The following is a 23,597-nucleotide window of genomic DNA, read 5'->3' on the forward strand; positions in this document are numbered from 1 at the left end:
GCTTAGACTCCGCCGATGCCGCCTTTGCGGGCGGCGTGCCCACCCCCATCCAGTAGGCCGCTTCACTCGCGCGGTCGTGCGAAGGAAATTCCGTCCCGTGAATATCGTGACCCTCCTCCCGTTCATCGTGCTCATCGGGGCCATGTTCCTGATGACCCGGTCGGCGAAGAAGAAGCAGCAGGCCGCCGCGCAGATGCGTAACGACATGCAGCCCGGCACCGGCATCCGCACGATCGGCGGCATGTACGCCACCGTCAAGGAGGTCCACGACGACGCCGTCCTCCTTGAGGTGGCCCCCGGTGTCCACGCGGTTTACGCGAAGAACGCGATCGGCGCCGTACTGGCCGACGACGAGTACAACCGCATCGTGCACGGCACCGAGGACGACCTGAACGAGGACGCCCCCGTCGTTCCGGACGACGCCTCCTCCCTGACCGAGCCCGCCGAGCCCGCCGACGCCTCCGACGACTCGCGCATCGACCTCGGCAAGAAGGACGCGGCCGACGAGGCCGGCACCGCCGACGACGCGAAGCCGAAGAAGACCGACGGCGAGTCCGACGCGAAGTAGTCACGACCGGGACCCGAGGGGCGCGCCGCTCGCGCACCACGGGTCCCGGACCACGTGCATTTCGCGCCGAGTCTCGACACCACTTCATGGCCGCCCGCCCGGGCCCGCCCCGCACCGCTCGGGGCCGGACCGTATGCCGGGCGGTTGGACAGGGAGAACGAGAAGGTGGCAGCACCGAAGAAGGGCCGAAGGCAGAGCGCACCGGGCAAACCGGGTCGCGCACTGGCCTTCATCCTGATCGCCCTCGTGGCGCTGACCGGGGGAATGTTCCTTTCCGGGCACACCACACCGCGCCTGGGCATCGACCTCGCGGGTGGTACGAGCATCACGCTCGAGGCGAGGAACGAGCCGGGCCAGGAGAACGCGATCAACCCGACCAACATGAACACGGCTGTTGACATCATCAACAACCGCGTCAACGGTCTGGGTGTCTCCGAGGCCGAGGTCCAGACCCAGGGCGAGAAGAACATCATCGTCAACATCCCCAAGGGGACGGACGAGAAGCAGGCCCGCGACCAGGTCGGCACGACCGCGCAGCTCTATTTCCGCCCGGTGATCACCCAGGCCCCCAGTGGCCCGGCCCCCGAGCCGTCCCCCAGCTCCTCGTCCAAGACGGACAAGGAGAAGGACAAGGACATGGCCACCGACAAGGACAAGGCCACGGACAAGGCCACGGACAAGGCGACCTCCCCGACCGCCACCGCGTCCCCCCAGGGCCGTGCCGTCAGCGAGGCCCTGAAGGCCGACCCGACCACGCCCCCGTCGGACAAGGACAAGGACAAGGCCGAGGACGGCAAGAAGAAGGACGGCAAGAAGGACCCGGCGCCCACGCCGTCCGCCGATCCCGCCACGGCCAAGCTCCAGGCGCAGTTCGCCAAGCTGGACTGCACGGACAAGAAGGCCCGGGGCGCGGCAGGCGAGGGCGTCAAGCCGTCCGAGCCGACCGTCGCCTGCGGCAAGAGCCCCGACGGCAAGACGTGGGACAAGTTCATCCTCGCCCCGGCCGAGGTCAACGGCAAGGACGTCGACGAGGCGCAGGCGACGATCAACCCGCAGAGCGGTGCCTGGGTCGTCAACATGGACTTCACCAAGGACGGCTCGAAGAAGTTCGCGAAGGTCACGAGCAAGCTCTCGACGCAGCAACCCCCGCAGAACCAGTTCGCCATCGTCATGGACCGCGAGGTCGTCTCGGCCCCCAGCGTCCGGACCACCCTGACCGCCAACGCCGAGATCTCCGGCAGTTTCAACCAGGAGTCCGCCAAGGAGCTGGCGAACATCCTGTCGTACGGCGCCCTGCCGCTCACCTTCCACGAGCAGAGCGTCACCACGGTCAGCCCGGCCCTCGGCGGCGAGCAGCTCAAGGCGGGCCTGATCGCGGGCGCCATCGGCCTCGCGCTCGTCGTGATCTACCTCGTGGTGTACTACCGCGGCCTGTCGCTCATCGCCATCGCGAGCCTCCTGGTCTCCGCGGCCCTGACGTACACGATCATGACGCTGCTCGGACCGACCATCAAGTTCGCGCTGAACCTGCCCGCGGTCTGCGGCGCCATCGTCGCCATCGGCATCACGGCGGACTCGTTCATCGTCTTCTTCGAACGCGTCCGTGACGAGGTCCGTGAGGGACGCACGCTGCGCCCCGCCGTCGAGCGGGCCTGGCCGCGCGCCCGGCGCACCATCCTGGTCTCCGACTTCGTGTCGTTCCTCGCCGCCGCCGTCCTGTTCATCGTGACGGTCGGCAAGGTGCAGGGCTTCGCGTTCACGCTCGGTCTGACCACGCTGCTGGACGTCGTCGTGGTCTTCTTCTTCACCAAGCCGCTGATGACGCTCATGGCACGCAAGAAGTTCTTCGCGAACGGCCACAAGTGGTCCGGCTTCGACCCCAAGCGGCTCGGCATCAAGCCCCCGATCCGCCGGTCCCGCCGCGCCACCGGCTCATCCGTTGGCCCTGTCGACCCGAAGGAGGCGTGAGATGTCGAAGCTCGGCAATCTCGGCGCCAGGCTCTACCACGGCGAGGTCGGCTACGACTTCATCGGCAAGCGCAAGATCTGGTACGCCGTCTCGATCCTGATCACCATCACGGCCATCGTCGGCCTGGCGGTGCGCGGCCTGAACATGGGCATCGAGTTCGAGGGCGGTGCCGTCTTCAACACCCCGAAGACCACCGTCTCCGTCGCGCGGGCCGAGGAGTCCGCGGAGAAGGCCTCGGGCCATGACGCGATCGTCCAGAAGCTGGGCGACGACGCGATGCGCATCCAGATCGCGGGCGTGGACATCGACAAGTCCGACCAGATCAAGAAGGCCCTGGCCAGCGACCTCGACGTCAAGGCCGAGGAGATCAACGCCGACCTGGTCGGCCCCAGCTGGGGCGAGCAGGTCGCCAACAAGGCCTGGCAGGGCCTGGCGATCTTCATGGTCCTCGTGGTGATCTATCTGGCCATCGCCTTCGAGTGGCGCATGGCCCTCGCGGCACTGATCGCGCTGATCCACGACATCACGATCACCGTCGGTGTCTACGCGCTGGTCGGCTTCGAGGTCACCCCCGGCACGGTGATCGGTCTGCTGACCATCCTCGGTTACTCGCTCTACGACACGGTCGTGGTCTTCGACAGCTTGAAGGAGCAGTCGAAGGACATCACCAAGCAGACGCGCTTCACCTACAGCGAGATCGCCAACCGCAGCATCAACGGCACCCTGGTGCGCTCCATCAACACCACGGTCGTCGCGCTGCTCCCGGTGGCGGGCCTGCTGTTCATCGGTGGCGGCGCGCTCGGCGCCGGCATGCTCAACGACATCTCGCTGTCGCTGTTCGTCGGCCTCGCGGCCGGCGCGTACTCCTCGATCTTCATCGCGACGCCGCTCGTCGCCGACCTCAAGGAGCGCGAGCCGCAGCTGAAGGCCCTCAAGAAGCGGGTGCTCGCCAAGCGCGCGTCGGCCGCGGCCAAGGGGGACTCGGCAGAGGAGCCCGAGTACGCGGACGCCGAGCCGCGGGACGGCGTCTCCGACGACGCCGCACCGGCCGTCGTGGGTCCGCGGGCCCAGCCCGCCTCCCGCGGCCGCGGCAAGGGCCGTCCCTCGGGGAAGCGCCGATGACCGCGTCGACGGACGTCACGGAGCTGCTGCTGAGCCGCATCCGCGACGTCCCGGACTACCCGATCCCGGGCGTGACGTTCAAGGACATCACCCCGCTGCTCGCCGACCCGGCGGCCTTCGCGGCGCTCACGGAGACGCTGGCCGACCTCTGCGTGCGCCACGGCGCCACGAAGATCGTCGGCCTGGAGGCCCGGGGCTTCATCCTCGGCGCCCCGGTCGCGCTCCGCGCCGGGCTCGGCTTCATCCCCGTACGCAAGGCGGGCAAGCTCCCCGGCGCGACGCTGCGCCAGCGCTACGACCTGGAGTACGGCAGCGCCGAGATCGAGGTGCACGCCGAGGACCTGGCCGCGGGCGACCGCGTCATGGTCATCGACGACGTCCTCGCCACCGGCGGCACCGCGGGCGCCTCGCTGGACCTGATCCGGCGCTCGGGCGCCGAGGTGGCCGGAGTCGCGGTCCTCATGGAGCTCGGCTTCCTCCAGGGCCGGCACAAGCTGGTCGAGGCGCTGGCCGGGGCGCCCCTGGAGGCCCTCATCACCGTCTGAGGCGACACGCACGACGACGCGACGGACGTCCCGCACCGGCCGGGGCGTCCGTCGCGCTGTAAGCTCCCGGAGGCTCGCGCGGCCGAACAGGGCGCCTGGCGGGGAATCGCCGCCCGGCCCCTGGCGTTCCTCCAGTACGGAGGCGTCCCACCCGCCGCAGGCGAGCCGAGCCCCAGGATCGATACCATGGGTACTTCGGGGCCTGTCCGGGGGACCCGATCGCGCACAGGGAGCGCTCTTGCCAGACGAGTCCCAGCCACTCACCGCCGCCAAGGCCGCCCAGCGGGCCCAGCAGGCCTCGGCGGGCTCCGTCGCGCCCGCGAAGAAGGCAGAGGGCGCCCAGGGCGACACGTCCGCGCAGCGCGCCCGGCAAGAGGTCTCCCGGGGCGACCAACCGGCCGAGCAGCCTCGCCCGCAGCCGCCCGCCGACCACCACCCGACGGCCCCGGCGGTCCGTCCGGCCGCCGGCCAGCCCGCGCGCTCCGGCTCCTCCAACCGGGTGCGGGCCCGCCTCGCCCGGCTCGGCGTCCAGCGTTCGAACCCGTACAACCCGGTCCTGGAGCCCCTGCTGCGGATCGTGCGCAGCAACGACCCCAAGATCGAGACGTCCACGCTCCGCCAGATCGAGCGGGCCTACCAGGTCGCCGAGCGCTGGCACCGCGGGCAGAAGCGCAAGAGCGGCGACCCGTACATCACGCACCCGCTCGCCGTGACGACCATCCTCGCCGAGTTGGGCATGGACCCCGCCACGCTGATGGCCGGTCTGCTGCACGACACGGTCGAGGACACCGAGTACGGCCTGGACACCCTGCGGCGCGACTTCGGCGACCAGGTCGCCCTGCTCGTCGACGGCGTCACCAAGCTCGACAAGGTCAAGTTCGGCGAGGCCGCGCAGGCCGAGACGGTCCGCAAGATGGTCGTCGCCATGGCCAAGGACCCCCGCGTCCTGGTCATCAAGCTCGCCGACCGCCTGCACAACATGCGCACCATGCGCTACCTCAAGCGCGAGAAGCAGGAGAAGAAGGCGCGCGAGACCCTGGAGATCTACGCGCCGCTCGCCCACCGCCTGGGCATGAACACCATCAAGTGGGAGCTGGAGGACCTCGCCTTCGCGATCCTCTACCCGAAGATGTACGACGAGATCGTGCGCCTGGTCGCCGAGCGCGCCCCCAAGCGCGACGAGTACCTCGCCATAGTGACCGACGAGGTCCAGGCCGACCTCCGCTCCGCCCGCATCAAGGCCACCGTCACCGGCCGCCCGAAGCACTACTACAGCGTCTACCAGAAGATGATCGTCCGCGGCCGTGACTTCGCGGAGATCTACGACCTGGTGGGTATCCGTGTCCTCGTCGACACGGTCCGCGACTGCTACGCGGCGCTCGGCACCGTCCACGCGCGATGGAACCCGGTCCCCGGCCGGTTCAAGGACTACATCGCGATGCCGAAGTTCAACATGTACCAGTCGCTGCACACGACGGTCATCGGCCCCAACGGCAAGCCCGTCGAGCTGCAGATCCGCACGTTCGACATGCACCGCCGCGCCGAGTACGGCATCGCCGCGCACTGGAAGTACAAGCAGGAGGCCGTCGCCGGCGCCTCGAAGGTGCGCACGGACGTGCCGAGGAAGGCCGGCGGCAAGGACGACCACCTCAACGACATGGCGTGGCTGCGCCAGCTCCTGGACTGGCAGAAGGAGACCGAGGACCCCAGCGAGTTCCTCGAATCGCTGCGCTTCGACCTCTCGCGCAACGAGGTCTTCGTCTTCACGCCCAAGGGCGACGTCATAGCGCTTCCCGCCGGCGCCACCCCCGTCGACTTCTCCTACGCGGTGCACACTGAGGTCGGCCACCGCACCATAGGGGCGCGGGTCAACGGCCGCCTCGTGCCGCTCGAATCGACCCTGGACAACGGCGACCTGGTGGAGGTCTTCACCTCCAAGGCCGCGGGCGCGGGCCCCTCCCGCGACTGGCTCGGCTTCGTCAAGTCGCCGCGGGCGCGCAACAAGATCCGCGCGTGGTTCTCCAAGGAGCGCCGCGACGAGGCCATCGAGCAGGGCAAGGACGCCATCGCGCGCGCCATGCGCAAGCAGAACCTGCCCATCCAGCGGATCCTGACCGGCGACTCCCTGGTCACGCTCGCCCACGAGATGCGCTACCCCGACATCTCGTCCCTGTACGCGGCGATCGGCGAGGGCCATGTCACCGCGCAGTCCGTCGTGCAGAAGCTCGTCCAGGCCCTCGGCGGCGAGGAAGCCGCCAACGAGGACATCGCCGAGAGCGCGCCGCCCTCACGCGGCCGCAGCAAGCGCCGCTCCAACGCCGACCCGGGCGTCGTCGTCAAGGGCGTCGAGGACGTGTGGGTCAAGCTGGCCCGCTGCTGCACGCCCGTCCCCGGCGACCCCATCATCGGCTTCGTCACGCGCGGCAGCGGCGTCTCGGTGCACCGCAGCGACTGCGTGAACGTGGACTCGCTCTCCCGCGAGCCCGAGCGGATCCTGGAGGTCGAGTGGGCGCCCACCCAGTCCTCCGTCTTCCTGGTCGCCATCCAGGTCGAGGCGCTGGACCGCTCGCGCCTCCTGTCGGACGTCACGCGCATCCTCTCGGACCAGCACGTGAACATCCTCTCGGCGGCGGTGCAGACCTCGCGCGACCGCGTCGCCACCTCCCGCTTCACCTTCGAGATGGGCGACCCCAAGCACCTGGGGCACGTGCTCAAGGCCGTCAGGGGAGTGGAAGGCGTGTACGACGTCTACCGGGTCACGTCGGCGCGCCGGCCCTGACTCCCAGCGCACATGGGCCCGCCCCCGGCGCAGCAGCGCCGGGGCCGGGCCCACGTGCCGTGCGGGCTGTCAGCCGCCGAACTCGTGCAGACCCTTGAGGGCCTGGTCGAGAAGCGCCTGGCGGCCCTCGAGTTCCTTCTGGAGCTTGTCGGCCCTGGCGTTGTTGCCGGCCGTACGAGCCTTCTCGATCTGCTCCGTCAGCTTGTCCACCGCCGCCTGCAGCTGCCCCGTCAGGCCCTCGGCCCGAGCCCGTGCCTCCGGGTTCGTGCGACGCCACTCGGCTTCCTCGCACTCCTGCAGCGCCCGCTCCACGGCCTGCATGCGGCCCTCGACCTTCGGACGCGCGTCCCGCGGGACGTGACCGATGGCCTCCCAGCGCTCGTTGATGGAGCGGAACGCGGCACGGGCCGCCTTCAGATCCGTCACCGGGACGAGCTTCTCGGCCTCGTCGGCCAGCTCCTCCTTGAGCTTGAGGTTCTCGCCCTGCTCCGCGTCGCGCTCCGCGAAGACCGCGCTGCGCGCCGCGAAGAAGACGTCCTGGGCGCCGCGGAAGCGGTTCCACAGATCGTCCTCGTGCTCACGCTGGGCGCGGCCCGCGGCCTTCCAGTCGGTCATCAGCTCGCGGTAGCGCGCGGCCGTCGGGCCCCAGTCCGTCGAACTCGACAGTGCCTCCGCCTCGCCGACCAGCTTCTCCTTGGCCTTGCGGGCCTCCTCGCGCTGCGCGTCCAGCGAGGCGAAGTGCGCCTTGCGGCGCTTGGAGAACGCCGAGCGGGCGTGCGAGAAGCGGTGCCACAGCTCGTCGTCCGACTTGCGGTCCAGGCGCGGCAGACCCTTCCAGGTGTCCACCAGGGCCCGCAGCCGCTCGCCCGCCGACCGCCACTGGTCGCTCTGGGCCAGCTCCTCGGCCTCGACGACCAGGGCCTCCTTGGCGTGCCGCGCCTCGTCGGACTGCTTGGCCTTCTGCGCCTTGCGCTCCTCGCGGCGGGCCTCGATGGTCTCCACCAGCTTGTCGAGCCGCTTGCCCAGCGCGTCCAGATCACCGACCGCGTGCGCCTCGTCGACCTGCTGGCGCAGGTGGTCGACGGCGGTCATCGCGTCCTTGGCGGACAGGTCGGTCGTCTTCACCCGGCGCTCGAGGAGTCCGATCTCGACGACCAGGCCCTCGTACTTGCGCTCGAAGTAGGCGAGGGCCTCGTCAGGAGATCCTGCCTGCCACGAACCGACCACTCGCTCGCCGCCGTCGGCCGTACGCACGTACACGGTCCCCGTCTCGTCGACGCGGCCCCACGGGTCGCTGCTCACAGCGCCTCCTCCACATGATGCCTGCACAGGGCCGTCGGGCCCCCGGCATCGTCCACAGTTTCGTCACCGCCAACATAGGCGACCGGCGGGGCGGCTGTCCGCATCCCGCACGAGCGAAGTTTGCCCGGCGGGCTCAGGATTTCGTGACGGTGGCCCTGTCGATGACGACCGTCGCGTTCGGGGCGCCGTCGCCCTGCCCGGAGCTCTCCCCGGCGGCGGCGATCTTCTTGAGCACCTTCATCCCGGAATCGGAAATGGTCCCGAACGGTGTGTAGTCGGGCGGGAGCTGACTGTCCCGGTAGACGAGGAAGAACTGGCTGCCGCCGGTGTCGCGGCCCTTCTTCGTCCGGGCGTTGTACTGGTTCGCCATGGCGACCGTGCCCGCCGGATAGACGTTCCCCTTCAGCCGCTTGTCCTTGAGGTTCTCGTCGGGGAGCGAATAGCCGGGGCCGCCCTCACCGGTGCCCTTCGGGTCGCCGCACTGCAGGACGGCGACACCGCCGGTGGTGAGGCGGTGGCACGCGGTGTGGTCCAGGTAGCCCTTGTTCACCAGGAAATCGAAGGAGTTGACGGTGTGCGGGGCCTTCGCGGCGTCCAGGTCGAGCGCGATGTCGCCGCAGGTCGTCGCCAGCCGCATCGTGTAGTCGGCGGACCGGTCGATCTTGAGCGCCGGCTCCTTCGGGAAGCTCAGCGGCTTCACCTTGCCGGGCGCCGCCTTCCCGCAGGGGTCCTTCGGCGGGCTGCTGGGCGACGCCGCCGCGTAGTCCTTCGTCGAGTCGTCACCGTCGAAGGCGCCCGCCGCGTACGACACCGCGCCGGCCGCCACCACCACCGCGAGCGCCCCCGCGAGCACGCCGTTGCGCAGGCGAGCCCTGCGCCGCGCGGCCTCGCGCCGCCGCTGCTGACGCTCGAACTTCTCCCGGGCGAGCTGCCGCCGCCGCTGATCGCTGCTGACCACCGGGTGATCTCCTCTTTCCGCTGCTGCCCCGGTCCTTTCGCGGGACCGCCTGAATGTGCCCCGTACCGTATATGGGTTCGCTGTGGAATCGGCAGCGCCGGTAGGCTCTGACCCACCGCGATCTCCCGACGGGGATCCGCGGTCCCTCCCACCGGACGACGAACGAAGGACGATCGTGCTCATTGCCGGGTTCCCCGCCGGGGCCTGGGGCACCAACTGCTACGTGGTCGCCCCCGCCGCAGGCGAGGAGTGCGTGATCATCGACCCGGGCCACCAGGCCGCCCAGGGAGTCGAGGACGCACTCCAGAAGCATCGGCTCAAGCCCGTCGCGGTCATCCTCACCCACGGCCACATCGACCATGTCGCCTCGGTGGTCCCGGTGTGCGGGGCGCACGACGTGCCCGCCTGGATCCACCCCTCGGACCGGTACATGATGAGCGACCCCGAGAAGGCGCTGGGCCGCTCCATCGGGATGCCGCTCATGGGCGAGCTGACGGTCGGGGAGCCCGACGACCTGCGGGAGCTGACCGACGGCGCCGAACTGAGGCTGGCCGGCCTCGACTTCTCCGTCGCGCACGCGCCGGGCCATACGAAGGGGTCGGTGACCTTCCGGATGCCCGAGACGGCCGAGATCCCCTCGGTCTTCTTCTCGGGCGACCTGCTCTTCGCCGGCTCCATCGGACGCACCGACCTGCCCGGCGGCAGCCACCCCGAGATCCTTCGGTCGCTGGCCCGCGTGTGCCTGCCGCTCGACGACTCGACCGTGGTGCTGTCCGGCCACGGCCCCCAGACATCCATCGGCCAGGAGCGCGCCACCAACCCGTATCTGCGGCAGGTGGCCGCGGCCCGTCAAGGCCACAGGGCGGACCCCACGTCCGCCCCGCGACGAGGAATGTGACGAGAGAACACCCGTGAGCACCTTCAAGGCCCCCAAGGGCACCTACGACCTGCTGCCGCCCGACTCGGCCAAGTACCTCGCGGTCCGCGAGGCGATCGCCGCGCCGCTGCGCAACTCCGGCTACGGCTACATCGAGACGCCCGGCTTTGAGAACGTCGAGCTGTTCGCGCGCGGCGTGGGCGAGTCCACCGACATCGTCACCAAGGAGATGTACGCCTTCGAGACCAAGGGCGGCGACAGGCTCGCCCTGCGCCCCGAAGGCACCGCCTCCGTGCTGCGCGCCGCGCTGGAGGGCAGCCTCCACAAGGCCGGCAACCTCCCCGTCAAGCTCTGGTACTCCGGCTCGTACTACCGCTACGAGCGCCCCCAGAAGGGCCGCTACCGCCACTTCTCCCAGGTCGGCGCCGAGGCGATCGGCGCCGAGGACCCGGCGCTCGACGCCGAGCTGATCATCCTCGCCGACCAGGCGTACCGCACGCTGGGCCTGCGGAACTTCCGCATCCTGCTCAACTCCCTGGGCGACAAGGAGTGCCGCCCCGTCTACCGGGCGGCGCTCCAGGACTTCCTGCGCGGCCTCGACCTGGACGAGGAGACACGTCGACGTGTCGACATCAACCCGCTCCGCGTCCTGGACGACAAGCGCGCCGACGTCCAGAAGCAGCTCGTGGGCGCCCCCTCGCTGCGCGACCACCTGTGCGACGCCTGCAAGGCGTACCACGAGCAGGTCCGTGAGCTGATCACGGCGGCGGGCGTCGCCTTCGAGGACGACGAGAAGCTCGTCCGCGGCCTGGACTACTACACCCGTACGACCTTCGAGTTCGTCCACGACGGCCTCGGCTCGCAGTCGGCGGTCGGCGGCGGCGGGCGCTACGACGGCCTGTCCGAGATGATCGGCGGCCCCTCGCTGCCCTCGGTGGGCTGGGCCCTCGGCGTGGACCGCACGGTGCTCGCCCTGGAGGCGGAGGGCGTCGAGCTCGAACTGCCCTCGCCCACCAGCGTCTTCGCGGTGCCGCTCGGCGACGAGGCGCGCCGCGTGCTCTTCGCCAAGGTGACCGAACTGCGCAAGGCCGGCGTCGCGGCGGACTTCAGCTACGGGGGCAAGGGCCTCAAGGGCGCGATGAAGAACGCCAACCGCAGCGGCGCCCGCTTCACCGTCGTCGCCGGTGAGCGTGACCTCGCCGAGGGCGTCGTACAGCTCAAGGACATGGAGTCCGGCGAGCAGGAAGCCGTCGCGGTGGACGAGATCGTCGCCGTCCTGAAGGGCAAGCTGGCCTGACCGGACGGGGATGTCCAACGGCCGGTGGACACACAGGTACATGCGGCACAATGTGCGTGCCCACAGGCCTCCACAAGTGACGGAACGGCGTGATGACCAAAACGATCTCGGCGCAGGACCAGGACGCGGACCACGGCGAGCGGGCGGCCGCTCCAGGCGCCGTCGGCGGGAGCCGTGGGCTGGCGCTGCTCCTGCTGATCACGGGCGCGGCCGGACTGCTCGCCGCCTGGGTCATCACGCTGGACAAGCTGGAGCTGCTGAAGGACCCGAACTTCCAGCCGGGCTGCAGCATCAACCCCATCGTCTCGTGCGGCAGCATCATGAAGAGCGAGCAGGCGGAGGTCTTCGGGTTCCCGAACCCGATGCTCGGCCTGGTCACCTACGGCATCGTGGTCTGCGTCGCCATGAGCCTGCTCGCCGGCGCCCGCTTCCCGCGCTGGTACTGGCTGACGTTCAACGCGGGCACGCTCTTCGGCGTCGGATTCTGCACCTGGCTGATGATCCAGTCGCTGTACCACATCAACGCGCTCTGCCTGTGGTGCTGCCTGGCCTGGGCCGCCACCCTGCTGATGTTCTGGTACGTCACGTCGTTCAACGTCCGCGCCGGCTTCCTGCCCGCGCCGCGCTGGGCCAAGAGCTTCCTGGCGGACTTCACCTGGGCCCTGCCCGTGATGCACATCGGCGTCATCGCGATGCTGATCCTCACGCGCTGGGGCGCCGACCTCTGGGCCTGACCCGGCCCGGGCCGCTGCCGCCCGCCCCGGTCCAGGACGAATTGTCAGTGGCGTGACATAGGGTTTTCGACGTGGAACCCGACCTGTTCACCGCCGCAGCCGAAGACCGCCAGGAGAAGGACCCCTCCAGCAGCCCCCTGGCCGTCCGGATGCGCCCGCGCACCCTCGACGAGGTCGTCGGCCAGCAGCATCTGCTGAAGCCGGGTTCCCCCCTGCGCCGCCTCGTCGGCGAGAGCGGGGGAGGCCCGGCCGGGCCGTCCTCCGTCCTCCTGTGGGGCCCGCCCGGCATCGGCAAGACGACTCTCGCGTACGTCGTCTCCAAGGCCACGAACAAGCGCTTCGTCGAGCTCTCCGCGATCACCGCGGGCGTCAAGGAAGTGCGCGCGGTCATCGACGGCGCCCGCCGGGCCATGGGCGGCCACGGCAAGGAGACCGTCCTCTTCCTCGACGAGATCCACCGCTTCAGCAAGGCCCAGCAGGACTCCCTCCTGCCGGCCGTCGAGAACCGCTGGGTGACGCTGATCGCGGCGACCACCGAGAACCCGTACTTCTCGATCATCTCCCCGCTCCTGTCCCGCTCCCTGCTGCTCACCCTCGAACCGCTCACGGACGACGACCTGCGCGACCTGCTGCGCCGGGCGGTCACCGACGAGCGGGGCCTCGGCGGTGCCGTCGAGCTGCCGCGGGAGGCCGAGGAGCACCTGCTGCGCATCGCGGGCGGCGACGCCCGGCGCGCGCTCACCGCCCTGGAGGCGGGCGCCGGCTCGGCCCTCGCCAAGGGCGAGGAGACGATCAGCCTCCAGACACTGGAGGAGTCCGTCGACCGCGCCGCGGTGACGTACGACCGCGACGGCGACCAGCACTACGACGTCGCGAGCGCCCTCATCAAGTCCATCCGCGGCTCCGACGTGGACGCGGCCCTGCACTACCTGGCCCGCATGATCGAGGCCGGCGAGGACCCCCGCTTCATCGCGCGCCGCCTGATGATCTCCGCCAGCGAGGACATCGGCCTCGCCGACCCGACCGCCCTGCCCACCGCGGTCGCCGCCGCCCAGGCCGTCGCCATGATCGGCTTCCCGGAGGCCGCGCTCACCCTGAGCCACGCCACGATCGCCCTCGCCCTGGCCCCGAAGTCGAACGCGGCGACGATCGCCATCCAGCAGGCCCAGGCCGACGTCCGCGCCGGCCTCGCCGGCCCCGTCCCGCCCCACCTGCGCGACGGCCACTACAAGGGCGCCGCCAAGCTCGGCCACGCCCAGGGGTACGTGTACCCGCACGACGTCCCCGGCGGCATCGCGGCCCAGCAGTACGGCCCGGACACCATCGAGGGCAAGCGCTACTACCGGCCCACGAGGTACGGCGCCGAGGCGCGGTACGCCGACGTGGTGGAGCGGGTCCGCGCCCGGCTCAAGGGCGAGCAGCCCGAGAGCCAGGGCCCCGGCTGAGGCACCCCGCCGCACCCGGTACACTTGCCCGAAGTGCTGCGTCCCGTGTCCGGTCTCGTACCGGCACCACCAGAACGGGACATCCAGCCGGAACCCCCGCGCCGCGAGGCACAGGGGATCCAGGAGCGTCGCGCACCGTCGAAGGTGTCGCGGGCAGCCCACCACCACCCCGGAGCCCGGGAATCGGTCGGTGGGCCACTCGCGTGCTGCACATAGTGCCCAGACCAGGGAGCGGCTGCCTCACGGCCCAGGCCCACCGGCCCAGGCCCACGGGGTTTCCCAGGCTGCGGATGCGACCTCCCCTAACCACTGGTGAAGCCGAATTCCATTGAACAGAGAGGTTGGTTCATGCCGAACCAGTCCCGCCCCAAGGTCAAGAAGTCGCGTGCTCTTGGCATCGCGCTGACCCCGAAGGCCGTCAAGTACTTCGAGGCCCGCCCCTACCCGCCGGGCGAGCACGGCCGTGGGCGCAAGCAGAACTCGGACTACAAGGTCCGTCTGCTGGAGAAGCAGCGTCTGCGCGCGCAGTACGACGTGTCCGAGCGCCAGCTCGTCCGCGCCTACGAGCGTGCCGCCAAGACGCAGGGCAAGACCGGTGAGGCCCTGGTCATCGAGCTGGAGCGTCGTCTCGACGCCCTGGTTCTGCGTTCGGGCATCGCCCGCACGATCTACCAGGCCCGCCAGATGGTCGTGCACGGCCACATCGAGGTCAACGGCGGCAAGGTCGACAAGCCGTCCTTCCGCGTCCGGCCGGACGACGTCGTCATGGTCCGCGAGCGCAGCCGCGAGAAGCCGCTGTTCCAGGTCGCGCGCGAGGGTGGCTTCGCCCCCGACGGCGAGACCCCGCGCTACCTCCAGGTGAACCTGAAGGCCCTGGCCTTCCGCCTGGACCGCGACCCGAACCGCAAGGAGATCCCCGTGATCTGCGACGAGCAGCTCGTCGTCGAGTACTACGCCCGCTGACCCGGACGTAGCTCACCCTGCTTCAGCCCGTCGCCGCTCCGCCCTTCCGGGCGGGGCAGGCGGCGGGTTCGCTCGTTCCCGGGCTCGGTGCGCAGGGCCCTGGCCACCGCCGCCCGCAGACCGAGCCCCGCGCCCGTGCGCACGCACTCCTCGTACCGCTCGTCGCCGAGCGCCGCGCGGGCCTTCTCCTCGCACAGCACGTGCGGCGCCCCGAAGTGGTCCGAACCAAACAGCGGCAGCCCCACCGAGGGCCAGACGCGCGACGCCGCGCCCTGCAGCACCGCCGCCTCCGCCGGATCGCCCTCCGCCGCCGTGAACAGCGCGAGCAGCTCCATGGACAGCACCGTGCCCAGCAGATCGTGGAAGCGGTGGTCGAGATCGAGGGACTCGGCGAGCAGCTCACGCGCCCGCCCCCTCTCGCCGCGGGTCCAGGCCGCGTACCCGAGGACGTAGAGGGCGTAGGCGAGGGCCCAGCGCTCGCCGTGGTCCGCACAGACGCGGCGCACCTCCTCGCACAGCTCCACCGCGCCGGCCAGCTCGCCGCGGAACGCCAGGGCCATGGCCAGCTCGACCTGGCCCATCAGGACGTTGCTGTTCAGCTCACCGATCTCGCGGTAGCGCTCCAGTGCCGAGCGCAGCAGCCGCTCCGCACGCGGGATGTCGTCCGTGACCAGGGCCAGGCAGCCGATGCGGTGCTCGGCGTAGGCCGCCGCGATCGCGCTGCCGGAACGCTCGGCGCCGTCGCGGCAGGCGTGCAGCGCTCCCAGGGCGGCGACCGTGTCCCCCTGGAGCACCGCCACATAGCCGAGCACCCACAGCGTCTTGAGCCGCGAGTCCTCGTGGCCGCCGTCCAGCTCCAGTGCCCGGTCGAGCCAGTGCCTGCCCTCCGCCAGGCGCCCGCAGCCCACCCAGCAGAACCACAGCGTGCCCGCGAGGTACTGCCCCAGGTGGGCCTCGCCCGGCTCGGTCAGGCAGAACTCCAGCGCCGCCCGCACATTGGGCAGCTCGACGTCGACGAGGGCGGCGACCTCCTCCTGGCGCGGGGAGAACCACTCCAGCTCGCACCAGGTGGCGAGCCCCATGTACCAGTCGCGGTGCCTGCGCCGCAGCCGGGTGGCCTCGCCCGCCGCCGCCAGCCAGTCGGCGCCGTACGCCCGCACCGTGTCGAGCATGCGGTAGCGCACGCCCGCCGGGCCCTCCTCGCGGTTCACCACGGACTGCGCGAGCAGTTCGTCCAGTACGCCGAGGACCTCGTCGGCCCGCAGTCCGTCCCCGGCGCAGATGTACTCGACGGCCTCCAGGTCGAACTGCCCCGCGAACACCGAGAGCCGCGACCACAGGAGCCGCTCCCTGGGCGCGCACAGCTCGTGGCTCCAGCCGATGGCCGTCCGCAGCGTCTGGTGGCGGAGCGGCACATCGCGCCGGGCGCCGGTCAGCAGCCGGAAGCGGTCGTCGAGCCGGGCGAGCAGTTGCGCGGGGGAGAGCGCCCGCAGCCGGCCCGCCGCCAGTTCGACCGCGAGCGGGATGCCGTCCAGGCGCCGGCACAGCTCCAGCACGTCCGCGCGGTTGCCGTCGTCCACGGCGAAGCGGGGCAGGCCGGCCGCCGCCCGGTCGGCGAACAGCGCCGCCGCGTCCTGTTCCGGCAGCGGCGCGAGGGCGATGAGCCGCTCGCCGCCGGTCTCCAGCGGTCTGCGCCCCACCGCGAGCACCCGCAGCCCGGGGGAGTGCACGAGCAGATCCCGCACCAGCGAGGCGCAGGCGTCCACGAGGTGCTCGAAGCCGTCCACGACCAGGAGCACGTCCCGCTCCGCGAGGTGCTCGCGCAGCACCTGACGCGGCGGCCGGCTCGTGTGGTCGGTCAGCCCCAGGGCCTCGGCGACGGCGTGCTCCACCAGCTCCGCGTCCCGCAGCGGCGTCAGGTCCACCAGCCAGGCGCCGTCGCGCGGCCGGACCCCCGCGGCCGCCCGCACGGCAAGCCGCGACTTCCCGACCCCGCCGACGCCGGTCACGGTGACCAGCCGGCCGGCCTCCAACGCCGCGGCCAGCTCGGTCAGTTCGGCGGTGCGCCCGATGAAGGCGTTGAGCTCCAGCGGGAGATTGCCGGGTTGAGAGCGTCGCATGGGGTACGGAGCGTACTCATCCGCGTGCGGTCCGTACAATCACCGGGCCCGTTCCCGTGACAGTCCCGGTGACAGCGCGCGGAATGCGGTACAGACGCGAGGCCCCGGCGCGATAGGGTCGGGGGACGACTTTTCGATGTTCAGGGACGATGTCTCAGGGAGCGGTGCCAAGTGTCCGGTGGAGAGGTTGCCGGGATCCTGGTGGCCGTCTTCTGGGCGATCCTGGTCTCCTTCCTCGCGGTGGCGCTCGCGAGGCTGGCCCAGACGCTCAGGGCGACCACCAAGCTCGTCGCGGACGTGACCGAGCAGGCGGTCCCGCTGCTGGCCGACGCCTCCACCGCGGTGCGCTCCGCGCAGACGCAGATCGAGCGCGTCGACGCCATCGCCTCCGACGTCCAGGAGGTCACGTCGAACGCCTCGGCGCTGTCCACGACGGTCGCCTCCACCTTCGGCGGCCCGCTCGTCAAGGTGGCCGCGTTCGGATACGGCGTCCGCCGGGCCATCAGCCGCAAGGCCGACCCCGAAATGAACGACATGCCCGCCAAGCCGTCCCGTCGTACGGTGATCGTGGGCCGTACCGTCCCCTCCGCACGGCGGAGGAAGCGGGACAACCGGAATATGAGGGACTGACGCAGCGATGTTCCGCCGCACGTTCTGGTTCACCGCGGGCGCAGCCGCCGGCGTATGGGCCACCACCAAGGTCAACCGCAAGCTCAAGAAGCTCACGCCCGAGAGCCTGGCCGCGCAGGCGGCGAACAAGGCGATCGAGGCGGGCCACAAGCTGAAGGACTTCGCGCTCGACGTCCGCGACGGCATGCTCGAACGCGAGGCCGAGCTGGGCGAGGCCCTCGGCCTCAACCGCCACCCCGACGCCGAACTGCCGCCCGGGCGCCGCTTCGCGGTCATCGAGAACCACAGCAACAAGAACACCGACAAGAAGACGCTGTACGTCGAGAAGTCTCCGAACACGACGTACTCGTACAACCGGAATGAGGACCACTGATGGAGTCGGCTGAAATCCGCCGCCGCTGGCTGAGCTTCTTCGAGGAGCGCGGGCACACCGTCGTCCCTTCGGCGTCGCTCATCGCGGACGACCCGACTCTGCTGCTGGTCCCCGCCGGCATGGTGCCCTTCAAGCCCTACTTCCTGGGCGAGGTCAAGCCGCCCGGCCCGCGCGTCACCAGCGTGCAGAAGTGCGTGCGCACCCCCGACATCGAAGAGGTCGGCAAGACCACCCGGCACGGCACGTTCTTCCAGATGTGCGGCAACTTCTCCTTCGGCGACTACTTCAAGGAAGGCGCCATCGAGCTGGCCTGGGAGCTGCTCACCGGCTCCGTGGCCGACGGCGGCTTCGGCCTCGACCCCGAGCGCCTGTGGATCACGGTCTACCTCGACGACGACGAGGCCGAGCGGATCTGGCGCGACAAGATCGGCGTCCCCGCCGAGCGCATCCAGCGCCTGGGCAAGAAGGACAACTTCTGGTCCATGGGCGTCCCCGGCCCCTGCGGCCCCTGCTCCGAGATCAACTACGACCGCGGCCCCGAGTTCGGCGTCGAGGGCGGCCCGGCCGTCAACGACGAGCGGTACGTGGAGATCTGGAACCTGGTCTTCATGCAGTACGAGCGCGGCGCCGGTGACGGCAAGGAGGACTTCCCGATCCTCGGCGAGCTCCCGTCGAAGAACATCGACACGGGCCTTGGCCTGGAGCGCCTCGCCATGATCCTGCAGGGCGTACAGAACATGTACGAGACCGACACCCTGCGCGTCGTGATGGAGAAGGCCACCGAGCTGACCGGCGTGCGCTACGGCGCCGAGCACGGCTCGGACGTCTCCCTGCGCGTGGTCGCCGACCACATCCGTACGTCCGCCATGCTCATCGGCGACGGCGTCACCCCCGGCAACGAGGGCCGCGGATACGTCCTGCGCCGCATCATGCGCCGCGCCATCCGCAACATGCGCCTGCTCGGCGCCACCGGCCCGGTGGTCCAGGAGCTCATCGACGTCGTGATCAACACGATGGGGCAGCAGTACCCCGAGCTGCTCACCGACCGCAAGCGCATCGAGACCGTCGCCCTCGCCGAGGAGGGCGCGTTCCTCAAGGCCCTCAAGGGCGGCACGAACATCCTCGACACGGCCGTCACCGAGACCAAGGCCGCCGGCGGCAAGGTCCTCTCCGGCGACAAGGCGTTCCTGCTGCACGACACGTGGGGCTTCCCGATCGACCTCACCCTGGAGATGGCCGCCGAACAGGGCCTGTCCGTGGACGAGGACGGCTTCCGCCGCCTGATGAAGGAGCAGCGGGACCGCGCCAAGGCCGACGCCAAGGCCAAGAAGACCGGCCACGCCGATCTGCACGCCTACCGCGAGATCGCCGACACCGCGGGCGCCACCGACTTCACCGGCTACTCCCTCACCGAGAACGAGGCCGTGATCGTCGGCCTGCTGGTCAACGGCGTCTCCTCGCCCGCCGCCACCGAGGGCGACGAGGTCGAGATCGTCCTGGACCGCACCCCCTTCTACGCCGAGGGCGGCGGCCAGATCGGTGACACCGGCCGGATCCGCCTGGACAGCGGCGCCCTCGTGGAGATCCGCGACGTGCAGAAGCCGGTCCCCGGCGTGCACGTCCACAAGGGAGTCGTGCAGGTCGGCGAGATCACCGTCGGCGCCCCGGTGTGGGCCTCGATCGACGCGCACCGCCGCCGCGCCATCGCCCGCGCCCACTCCGCCACGCACCTCACCCACCAGGCGCTGCGCGACGCGCTCGGCCCCACGGCCGCCCAGGCCGGTTCGGAGAACCAGCCCGGCCGCTTCCGCTTCGACTTCGGTTCGCCCTCCGCCGTGCCCACGGCCGTGATGACGGACGTCGAGCAGAAGATCAACGAGGTCCTCGCCCACGAGCTGGACGTCCAGGCCGAGGTCATGTCGATCGACGAGGCCAAGAAGCAGGGCGCCATCGCCGAGTTCGGCGAGAAGTACGGCGAGCGCGTGCGCGTGGTGACCATCGGCGACTTCTCCAAGGAGCTGTGCGGCGGTACGCACGTGCACAACACCGCCCAGCTCGGCCTGGTGAAGCTGCTCGGCGAGTCCTCCATCGGCTCCGGTGTGCGCCGCATCGAGGCCCTGGTCGGCGTCGACGCCTACAACTTCCTCGCCAAGGAGCACACGGTCGTCGCCCAGCTCCAGGAGCTGGTCAAGGGCCGCTCCGAGGAGCTGCCCGAGAAGATCTCCGGCATGCTCGCCAAGCTGAAGGACGCCGAGAAGGAGATCGAGAAGTTCCGCGCGGAGAAGGTCCTCCAGGCCGCCGCCGGTCTCGTCCAGGGCGCCAAGGACGTCCGCGGTGTCGCCGTCGTCACCGGCCAGGTGCCGGACGGCACGGGCGCCGACGACCTGCGCAGGCTCGTCCTCGACGTGCGCGGCCGCATCCCCGGCGACCGCCCGGCGGTCGTGGCCCTCTTCACCACGGCCAACGGCAAGCCGCTCACGGTCATCGCCACCAACGAGGCCGCCCGTGAGCGCGGCCTCAAGGCCGGCGACCTGGTCCGTACCGCCGCCAAGACCCTCGGCGGCGGTGGCGGCGGCAAGCCGGACGTCGCCCAGGGCGGCGGCCAGAACCCGGCCGCCATCGGCGACGCCATCGCCGCCGTCGAGCGCCTCGTCACCGAGACGGCCTGATGACCGAGCCCGCCCGGGGCATGCGCAGGGGCCGACGTCTCGCCGTCGACGTCGGTGACGCCCGGATCGGGGTCGCCTCGTGCGACCCCGACGGGATCCTCGCCACACCGGTCGAGACGGTGCCGGGCCGCGATGTCCCGGCCGCCCAGCGCCGGTTGCGGCAGCTGGTCGAGGAGTACGAGCCGATCGAGATCGTCGTCGGCCTCCCTCGTTCCCTGAACGGGCGCGAGGGGCCGGCGGCCGCGAAGATCCGCGCGTTCACCCGGGACCTCGCCCGCATGGTCGCCCCCGTCCCGGTGCGGCTGGTGGACGAGCGGATGACCACGGTGACGGCCAGTCAGGGCCTGCGCGCCTCGGGCGTGAAGTCCAAGAAGGGCAGGTCCGTCATCGACCAGGCGGCCGCGGTGATCATCCTTCAGCAGGCCCTGGAGTCCGAACGGGCGTCAGGGAAGGCACCCGGCGAGGGCGTCGAAGTGGTCATCTGATCGCGATACGGTAACGTTCCGCGCGATGCGGCGGTGTTCGAACAGCTGCCGCACAGCATCAAGAGGCGGAACGGTTGCCCGGCCATCCCAACGGCGGCCCCGCCTCGCGGCATGTAGGGGATCGATGACTGAGTATGGCCGGGGCCCAGGCTCCCAACCGTGGCATCCGGAGGACCCGTTGTACGGGGACGGCGGATGGGCAGGACAGCAGCCCGCGGGCGGGCAGTCCGGCTACGGCGGCCAGGAGCAGTACCAGCAGCCGCACCAGCATCAGCAGCCGCAGCATCAGCAGCCGCAGCAGCACGGGCAGTCCCAGCAGTCGCAGTACGGCGGCGACTGGAACACCGGTCAGCAGGCCGGTTACGACCAGTCGGCCCACGACGGCGGTCAGCAGCGGTACGAGGGCGACCCGGCGCAGCAGTACAACGGCGGGCACGACTCCCACAGCGCTGGCTGGGACGCCGGGCAGCAGGAGCAGGTCCCCTACGCCGGCGACCCGATGGACCCCTACGGCGGCCGGCAGCCCGGCTACGGCCAGGAGAGCCCCGACTACTACGCCACGCCCGAGGCCTACGCGCCGCCGGAGCCGCCCGGCCGCCGACGGGCTCCGGAGCCGGACCCCGAGGGCGACTGGGACCCGGGGCCCGACCAGGGCGAGCACGCTTTCTTCGCGGGCGGCGACGACGAGGACGGCGAGGAGCCCGGCCGCCGCGGTGACCGGCGCGGGGGACGCGGCGGCAAGAAGCAGAAGAAGCGCCGCAACGGCTGCGCCTGCCTGGTCGTGACGCTCGTCTTCGCGGGCGGCCTCGGCGGCGTCGGCTACTTCGGATACCAGTTCTACCAGGACCGCTTCGGCACGGCCCCGGACTACGCGGGCGACGGCTCGGGCAAGGTCACCGTCGACATCCCCAAGGACGCCGGCGGTTACGAGATCGGCGCCAAGCTGAAGGCGGCCGGCGTCGTCAAGAGCGTCGACGCCTTCGTCTCCGCCCAGGGCAAGCACCCGCAGGGGCAGACCATCCAGGCGGGCGTCTACACGCTCAAGAAGGAGATGTCCGCCGCGAGCGCGGTCAAGCTGATGCTCAGCCCCAAGAGCCGCAGCAATCTCATCATTCCCGAGGGCCGCAGGAACCAGTGGGTCTACGGCGAGATCGACCGGCGCCTGGAATTGGCGAAGGGCACCACGGAAAAGGTCGCCAAGACCGAATGGAAGACCCTCGGACTTCCCAAGTGGGCCAATACCAACAAGGACATCAAGGACCCGCTGGAAGGATTCCTCTTCCCCGCCAGCTATCCCGTCGCCAAGGGCCAGAAGCCCGCGGACGTCCTGCGCAAGATGGTCGCCCAGGCCAATGAGAAGTACGAGGAACTGGACCTGGCCTCGAAGGCCGGCGAGCTGAATCTGAAGGACCCGCTACAGGTCCTGACGGTGGCGAGCCTGGTCCAGGCGGAGGGCAAGCACAAGCACGACTTCGAGAAGGTCGCGACGGTCGTCTACAACCGCCTGAAGCCCGACAACACCGAGACCTACGGCCTGTTGGACTTCGACTCCACGGTGAACTACCTCAAGGGCGAGTCCAAGCTCGCCACCGGTTCGGTCGACGAGCTGCGCAAGATCAAGGACCCGTACAACACCTACAAGATCAAGGGTCTGCCGCCCGGACCGATCAGCAACCCCGGTGAGGTGGCGCTGCTCTCCGCACTCCACCCGGCCAAGGGGGACTGGTACTACTTCGTCTCGGTCAGCGAGGACAAGACGCTCTTCGCCGAGACGAACGAAGAGCAGAACCGCAACCGCGAGAAATACCTGAAGGGGCAATGAGCGCGCACCAGCGTCGAGCCGCCGTGCTCGGCTCCCCGATCGGCCACTCCCTCTCACCGGTACTGCACGGCGCCGCTTATGCGGAGCTGGGGCTGACCGACTGGACGTACGACCGTTTCGAGATCGACGAGGCGGCGCTGCCCGAATTCCTCGGGGAAATCGGCCCGGAATGGGCGGGGCTCTCCCTGACGATGCCGTTGAAGCGGGCGATCATTCCGCTGCTCGACGAGATCAGCGACACCGCCGCCTCGGTGGAAGCCGTGAACACCGTGGTGTTCACCGAGGACGGCCGCAAGGTCGGGGACAACACCGACGTCCCCGGCATGGTCGCCGCGCTGCGCGAACACGGCATCGAGCAGGTCGACTCTGCCGCGATCCTCGGCGCCGGCGCCACCGCCTCCTCCGCGCTCGCCGCCCTCGCGCGGATCTGCACGGGCGAGGTCGTCGCCTACGTACGCAGTGACGCGCGCGCCGCCGAGATGCGGCAGTGGGGCGAGCGGCTCGACGTGGAGGTCAGGACCGAGGACTGGGAGGACGCCAGAGAGGCGCTGAGCGCACCGCTGGTGATCGCCACGACCCCGGCGGGCGCCACGGACGCGCTGGCCGCCCTGGTGCCCGAGCGCCCGGCGACCCTCTTCGACGTGCTGTACGAGCCGTGGCCCACGACGCTCGCGGCCCGCTGGTCGGCGTACGGCGGAGCGGTCGTCGGCGGACTCGACCTGCTCGTGCACCAGGCGGTGCTCCAGGTCGAGCAGATGACCGGCCGCACCCCCGCGCCGCTGGACGCCATGCGCAGGGCGGGGGAACACGCGCTCGCCGAGCGGTAGCCCTCGGGGGGATGACGCCGTGTCCGCGAGGTGGGCGCGGCGTCCGCCTGGTGGACCGGAGGCCGGGAGCGCCCCGCGGACGTGGGAGGATCGGGGCGGCGGGCCAGGGCCG

Annotated in this window: 19 protein-coding genes; 16 read left to right on the forward strand and 3 right to left on the reverse strand. The window is 70.7% G+C overall.

Translation table 11 applies throughout. The features are described 5' to 3' along the window. Nucleotides 1–97 precede the first annotated feature (97 nt). From yajC to ACZ516_RS25695, 5 genes are all read left to right on the forward strand, one after another. Nucleotides 98–568 (forward strand): preprotein translocase subunit YajC, encoded by a 471-nt coding sequence (gene yajC, locus ACZ516_RS25675; RefSeq protein WP_361078625.1) that lies wholly within the window; start codon nt 98–100, stop codon nt 566–568. Between the two features lie 165 nt (nt 569–733). Further along, nucleotides 734–2,536: a protein translocase subunit SecD gene (secD, locus tag ACZ516_RS25680; RefSeq protein WP_469011756.1), complete on the forward strand. Its 1,803-nt coding sequence runs from the start codon at nt 734–736 to the stop codon at nt 2,534–2,536. A gap of 1 nt (nt 2,537) precedes the next feature. Continuing rightward, the gene (secF, locus tag ACZ516_RS25685; protein ID WP_358912585.1) at nt 2,538–3,659 is read left to right on the forward strand and encodes a protein translocase subunit SecF; all 1,122 of its coding nucleotides are present in this window, start codon (nt 2,538–2,540) and stop codon (nt 3,657–3,659) included. Continuing rightward, nucleotides 3,656–4,204: an adenine phosphoribosyltransferase gene (locus ACZ516_RS25690; protein ID WP_358699427.1), complete on the forward strand. Its 549-nt coding sequence runs from the start codon at nt 3,656–3,658 to the stop codon at nt 4,202–4,204. The genes secF and ACZ516_RS25690 overlap by 4 nt, the downstream gene beginning before the upstream one ends. A 238-nt stretch (nt 4,205–4,442) precedes the next feature. Then, nucleotides 4,443–6,983 carry a RelA/SpoT family protein gene (locus tag ACZ516_RS25695; protein WP_469011757.1) on the forward strand — a complete coding sequence of 847 codons (2,541 nt, stop codon included), beginning with the start codon at nt 4,443–4,445 and terminating at the stop codon, nt 6,981–6,983. A gap of 69 nt (nt 6,984–7,052) precedes the next feature. On the opposite strand, the gene ACZ516_RS25700 is transcribed toward ACZ516_RS25695, so the two are convergent. Then, a complete protein-coding gene (locus tag ACZ516_RS25700; protein ID WP_358583942.1) occupies nt 7,053–8,285 on the reverse strand; it encodes a DUF349 domain-containing protein in 1,233 nt (410 codons plus the stop codon). Between the two features lie 133 nt (nt 8,286–8,418). Further along, the gene (locus tag ACZ516_RS25705) at nt 8,419–9,243 is read right to left on the reverse strand and encodes a peptidylprolyl isomerase (RefSeq protein WP_469011758.1); all 825 of its coding nucleotides are present in this window, start codon (nt 9,241–9,243) and stop codon (nt 8,419–8,421) included. A 175-nt stretch (nt 9,244–9,418) separates the two neighbouring features. On the opposite strand from ACZ516_RS25705, the gene ACZ516_RS25710 reads away from it, so the two are divergent. From ACZ516_RS25710 to rpsD, 5 genes are all read left to right on the forward strand, one after another. Continuing rightward, nucleotides 9,419–10,141 (forward strand): MBL fold metallo-hydrolase, encoded by a 723-nt coding sequence (locus tag ACZ516_RS25710; protein WP_358697976.1) that lies wholly within the window; start codon nt 9,419–9,421, stop codon nt 10,139–10,141. Between the two features lie 13 nt (nt 10,142–10,154). Then, on the forward strand, nt 10,155–11,417 hold the full coding sequence (gene hisS, locus ACZ516_RS25715) for a histidine--tRNA ligase (protein WP_358697978.1): 1,263 nt from the start codon (nt 10,155–10,157) through the stop codon (nt 11,415–11,417). Nucleotides 11,418–11,509: 92 nt separating this feature from the next. Beyond that, nucleotides 11,510–12,151 carry a vitamin K epoxide reductase family protein gene (locus ACZ516_RS25720; protein ID WP_361078610.1) on the forward strand — a complete coding sequence of 214 codons (642 nt, stop codon included), beginning with the start codon at nt 11,510–11,512 and terminating at the stop codon, nt 12,149–12,151. Between the two features lie 71 nt (nt 12,152–12,222). Then, a complete protein-coding gene (locus ACZ516_RS25725) occupies nt 12,223–13,596 on the forward strand; it encodes a replication-associated recombination protein A (RefSeq protein WP_358583952.1) in 1,374 nt (457 codons plus the stop codon). A gap of 348 nt (nt 13,597–13,944) precedes the next feature. Beyond that, nucleotides 13,945–14,559, forward strand: a complete 615-nt coding sequence (rpsD, locus tag ACZ516_RS25730; protein ID WP_358583954.1) for a 30S ribosomal protein S4 — start codon at nt 13,945–13,947, stop codon at nt 14,557–14,559. Here the strand turns inward: rpsD and ACZ516_RS25735 are convergent. Then, on the reverse strand, nt 14,547–16,679 hold the full coding sequence (locus ACZ516_RS25735; protein ID WP_469011759.1) for an ATP-binding protein: 2,133 nt from the start codon (nt 16,677–16,679) through the stop codon (nt 14,547–14,549). The two genes, rpsD and ACZ516_RS25735, sit on opposite strands and share 13 nt — an antisense overlap. Nucleotides 16,680–16,850: 171 nt before the next feature. Between ACZ516_RS25735 and ACZ516_RS25740 the strand changes: the two genes are divergently transcribed. The 6 genes from ACZ516_RS25740 (at nt 16,851) to ACZ516_RS25765 (ending at nt 23,485) form a co-directional block, all read left to right on the forward strand. Next, nucleotides 16,851–17,309: a DUF948 domain-containing protein gene (locus tag ACZ516_RS25740; protein ID WP_469011760.1), complete on the forward strand. Its 459-nt coding sequence runs from the start codon at nt 16,851–16,853 to the stop codon at nt 17,307–17,309. Between the two features lie 7 nt (nt 17,310–17,316). Next, nucleotides 17,317–17,682, forward strand: coding sequence for a DUF6167 family protein (locus ACZ516_RS25745; RefSeq protein WP_358697649.1), 366 nt, complete (start codon nt 17,317–17,319; stop codon nt 17,680–17,682). Continuing rightward, complete coding sequence (gene alaS, locus ACZ516_RS25750; RefSeq protein ID WP_358583961.1) at nt 17,682–20,351, forward strand: alanine--tRNA ligase; 2,670 nt, start codon at nt 17,682–17,684, stop codon at nt 20,349–20,351. Before ACZ516_RS25745 ends, alaS begins: the two co-directional genes overlap by 1 nt. A 20-nt stretch (nt 20,352–20,371) precedes the next feature. Beyond that, nucleotides 20,372–20,836: a Holliday junction resolvase RuvX gene (gene ruvX, locus ACZ516_RS25755; RefSeq protein WP_358583998.1), complete on the forward strand. Its 465-nt coding sequence runs from the start codon at nt 20,372–20,374 to the stop codon at nt 20,834–20,836. 124 nt (nt 20,837–20,960) lie between these two features. Next, entirely contained in the window at nt 20,961–22,658 is a 1,698-nt protein-coding gene (gene mltG, locus ACZ516_RS25760) for an endolytic transglycosylase MltG (protein ID WP_469011761.1), read from the forward strand. Then, nucleotides 22,655–23,485 carry a shikimate dehydrogenase gene (locus ACZ516_RS25765; RefSeq protein WP_361078592.1) on the forward strand — a complete coding sequence of 277 codons (831 nt, stop codon included), beginning with the start codon at nt 22,655–22,657 and terminating at the stop codon, nt 23,483–23,485. The genes mltG and ACZ516_RS25765 overlap by 4 nt, the downstream gene beginning before the upstream one ends. Nucleotides 23,486–23,597: the final 112 nt, after the last annotated feature.

Source organism: Streptomyces sp. NPDC034037, from assembly GCF_055575715.1.

What these genes read in the sequence shown, in the direction of transcription:
- secF (WP_358912585.1), top strand. Translation starts at nt 2,538, where the DNA reads ATGTCGAAGCTCGGCAATCTCGGCGCCAGGCTCTACCACGGCGAGGTC.
- ACZ516_RS25690 (WP_358699427.1), top strand. Translation starts at nt 3,656, where the DNA reads ATGACCGCGTCGACGGACGTCACGGAGCTGCTGCTGAGCCGCATCCGC.
- ACZ516_RS25720 (WP_361078610.1), top strand. Translation starts at nt 11,510, where the DNA reads ATGACCAAAACGATCTCGGCGCAGGACCAGGACGCGGACCACGGCGAG.
- rpsD (WP_358583954.1), top strand. Translation starts at nt 13,945, where the DNA reads ATGCCGAACCAGTCCCGCCCCAAGGTCAAGAAGTCGCGTGCTCTTGGC.
- ACZ516_RS25735 (WP_469011759.1), bottom strand. Translation starts at nt 16,679, where the DNA reads ATGCGACGCTCTCAACCCGGCAATCTCCCGCTGGAGCTCAACGCCTTC.
- ACZ516_RS25745 (WP_358697649.1), top strand. Translation starts at nt 17,317, where the DNA reads ATGTTCCGCCGCACGTTCTGGTTCACCGCGGGCGCAGCCGCCGGCGTA.
- alaS (WP_358583961.1), top strand. Translation starts at nt 17,682, where the DNA reads ATGGAGTCGGCTGAAATCCGCCGCCGCTGGCTGAGCTTCTTCGAGGAG.
- ruvX (WP_358583998.1), top strand. Translation starts at nt 20,372, where the DNA reads ATGCGCAGGGGCCGACGTCTCGCCGTCGACGTCGGTGACGCCCGGATC.
- mltG (WP_469011761.1), top strand. Translation starts at nt 20,961, where the DNA reads ATGACTGAGTATGGCCGGGGCCCAGGCTCCCAACCGTGGCATCCGGAG.
- ACZ516_RS25765 (WP_361078592.1), top strand. Translation starts at nt 22,655, where the DNA reads ATGAGCGCGCACCAGCGTCGAGCCGCCGTGCTCGGCTCCCCGATCGGC.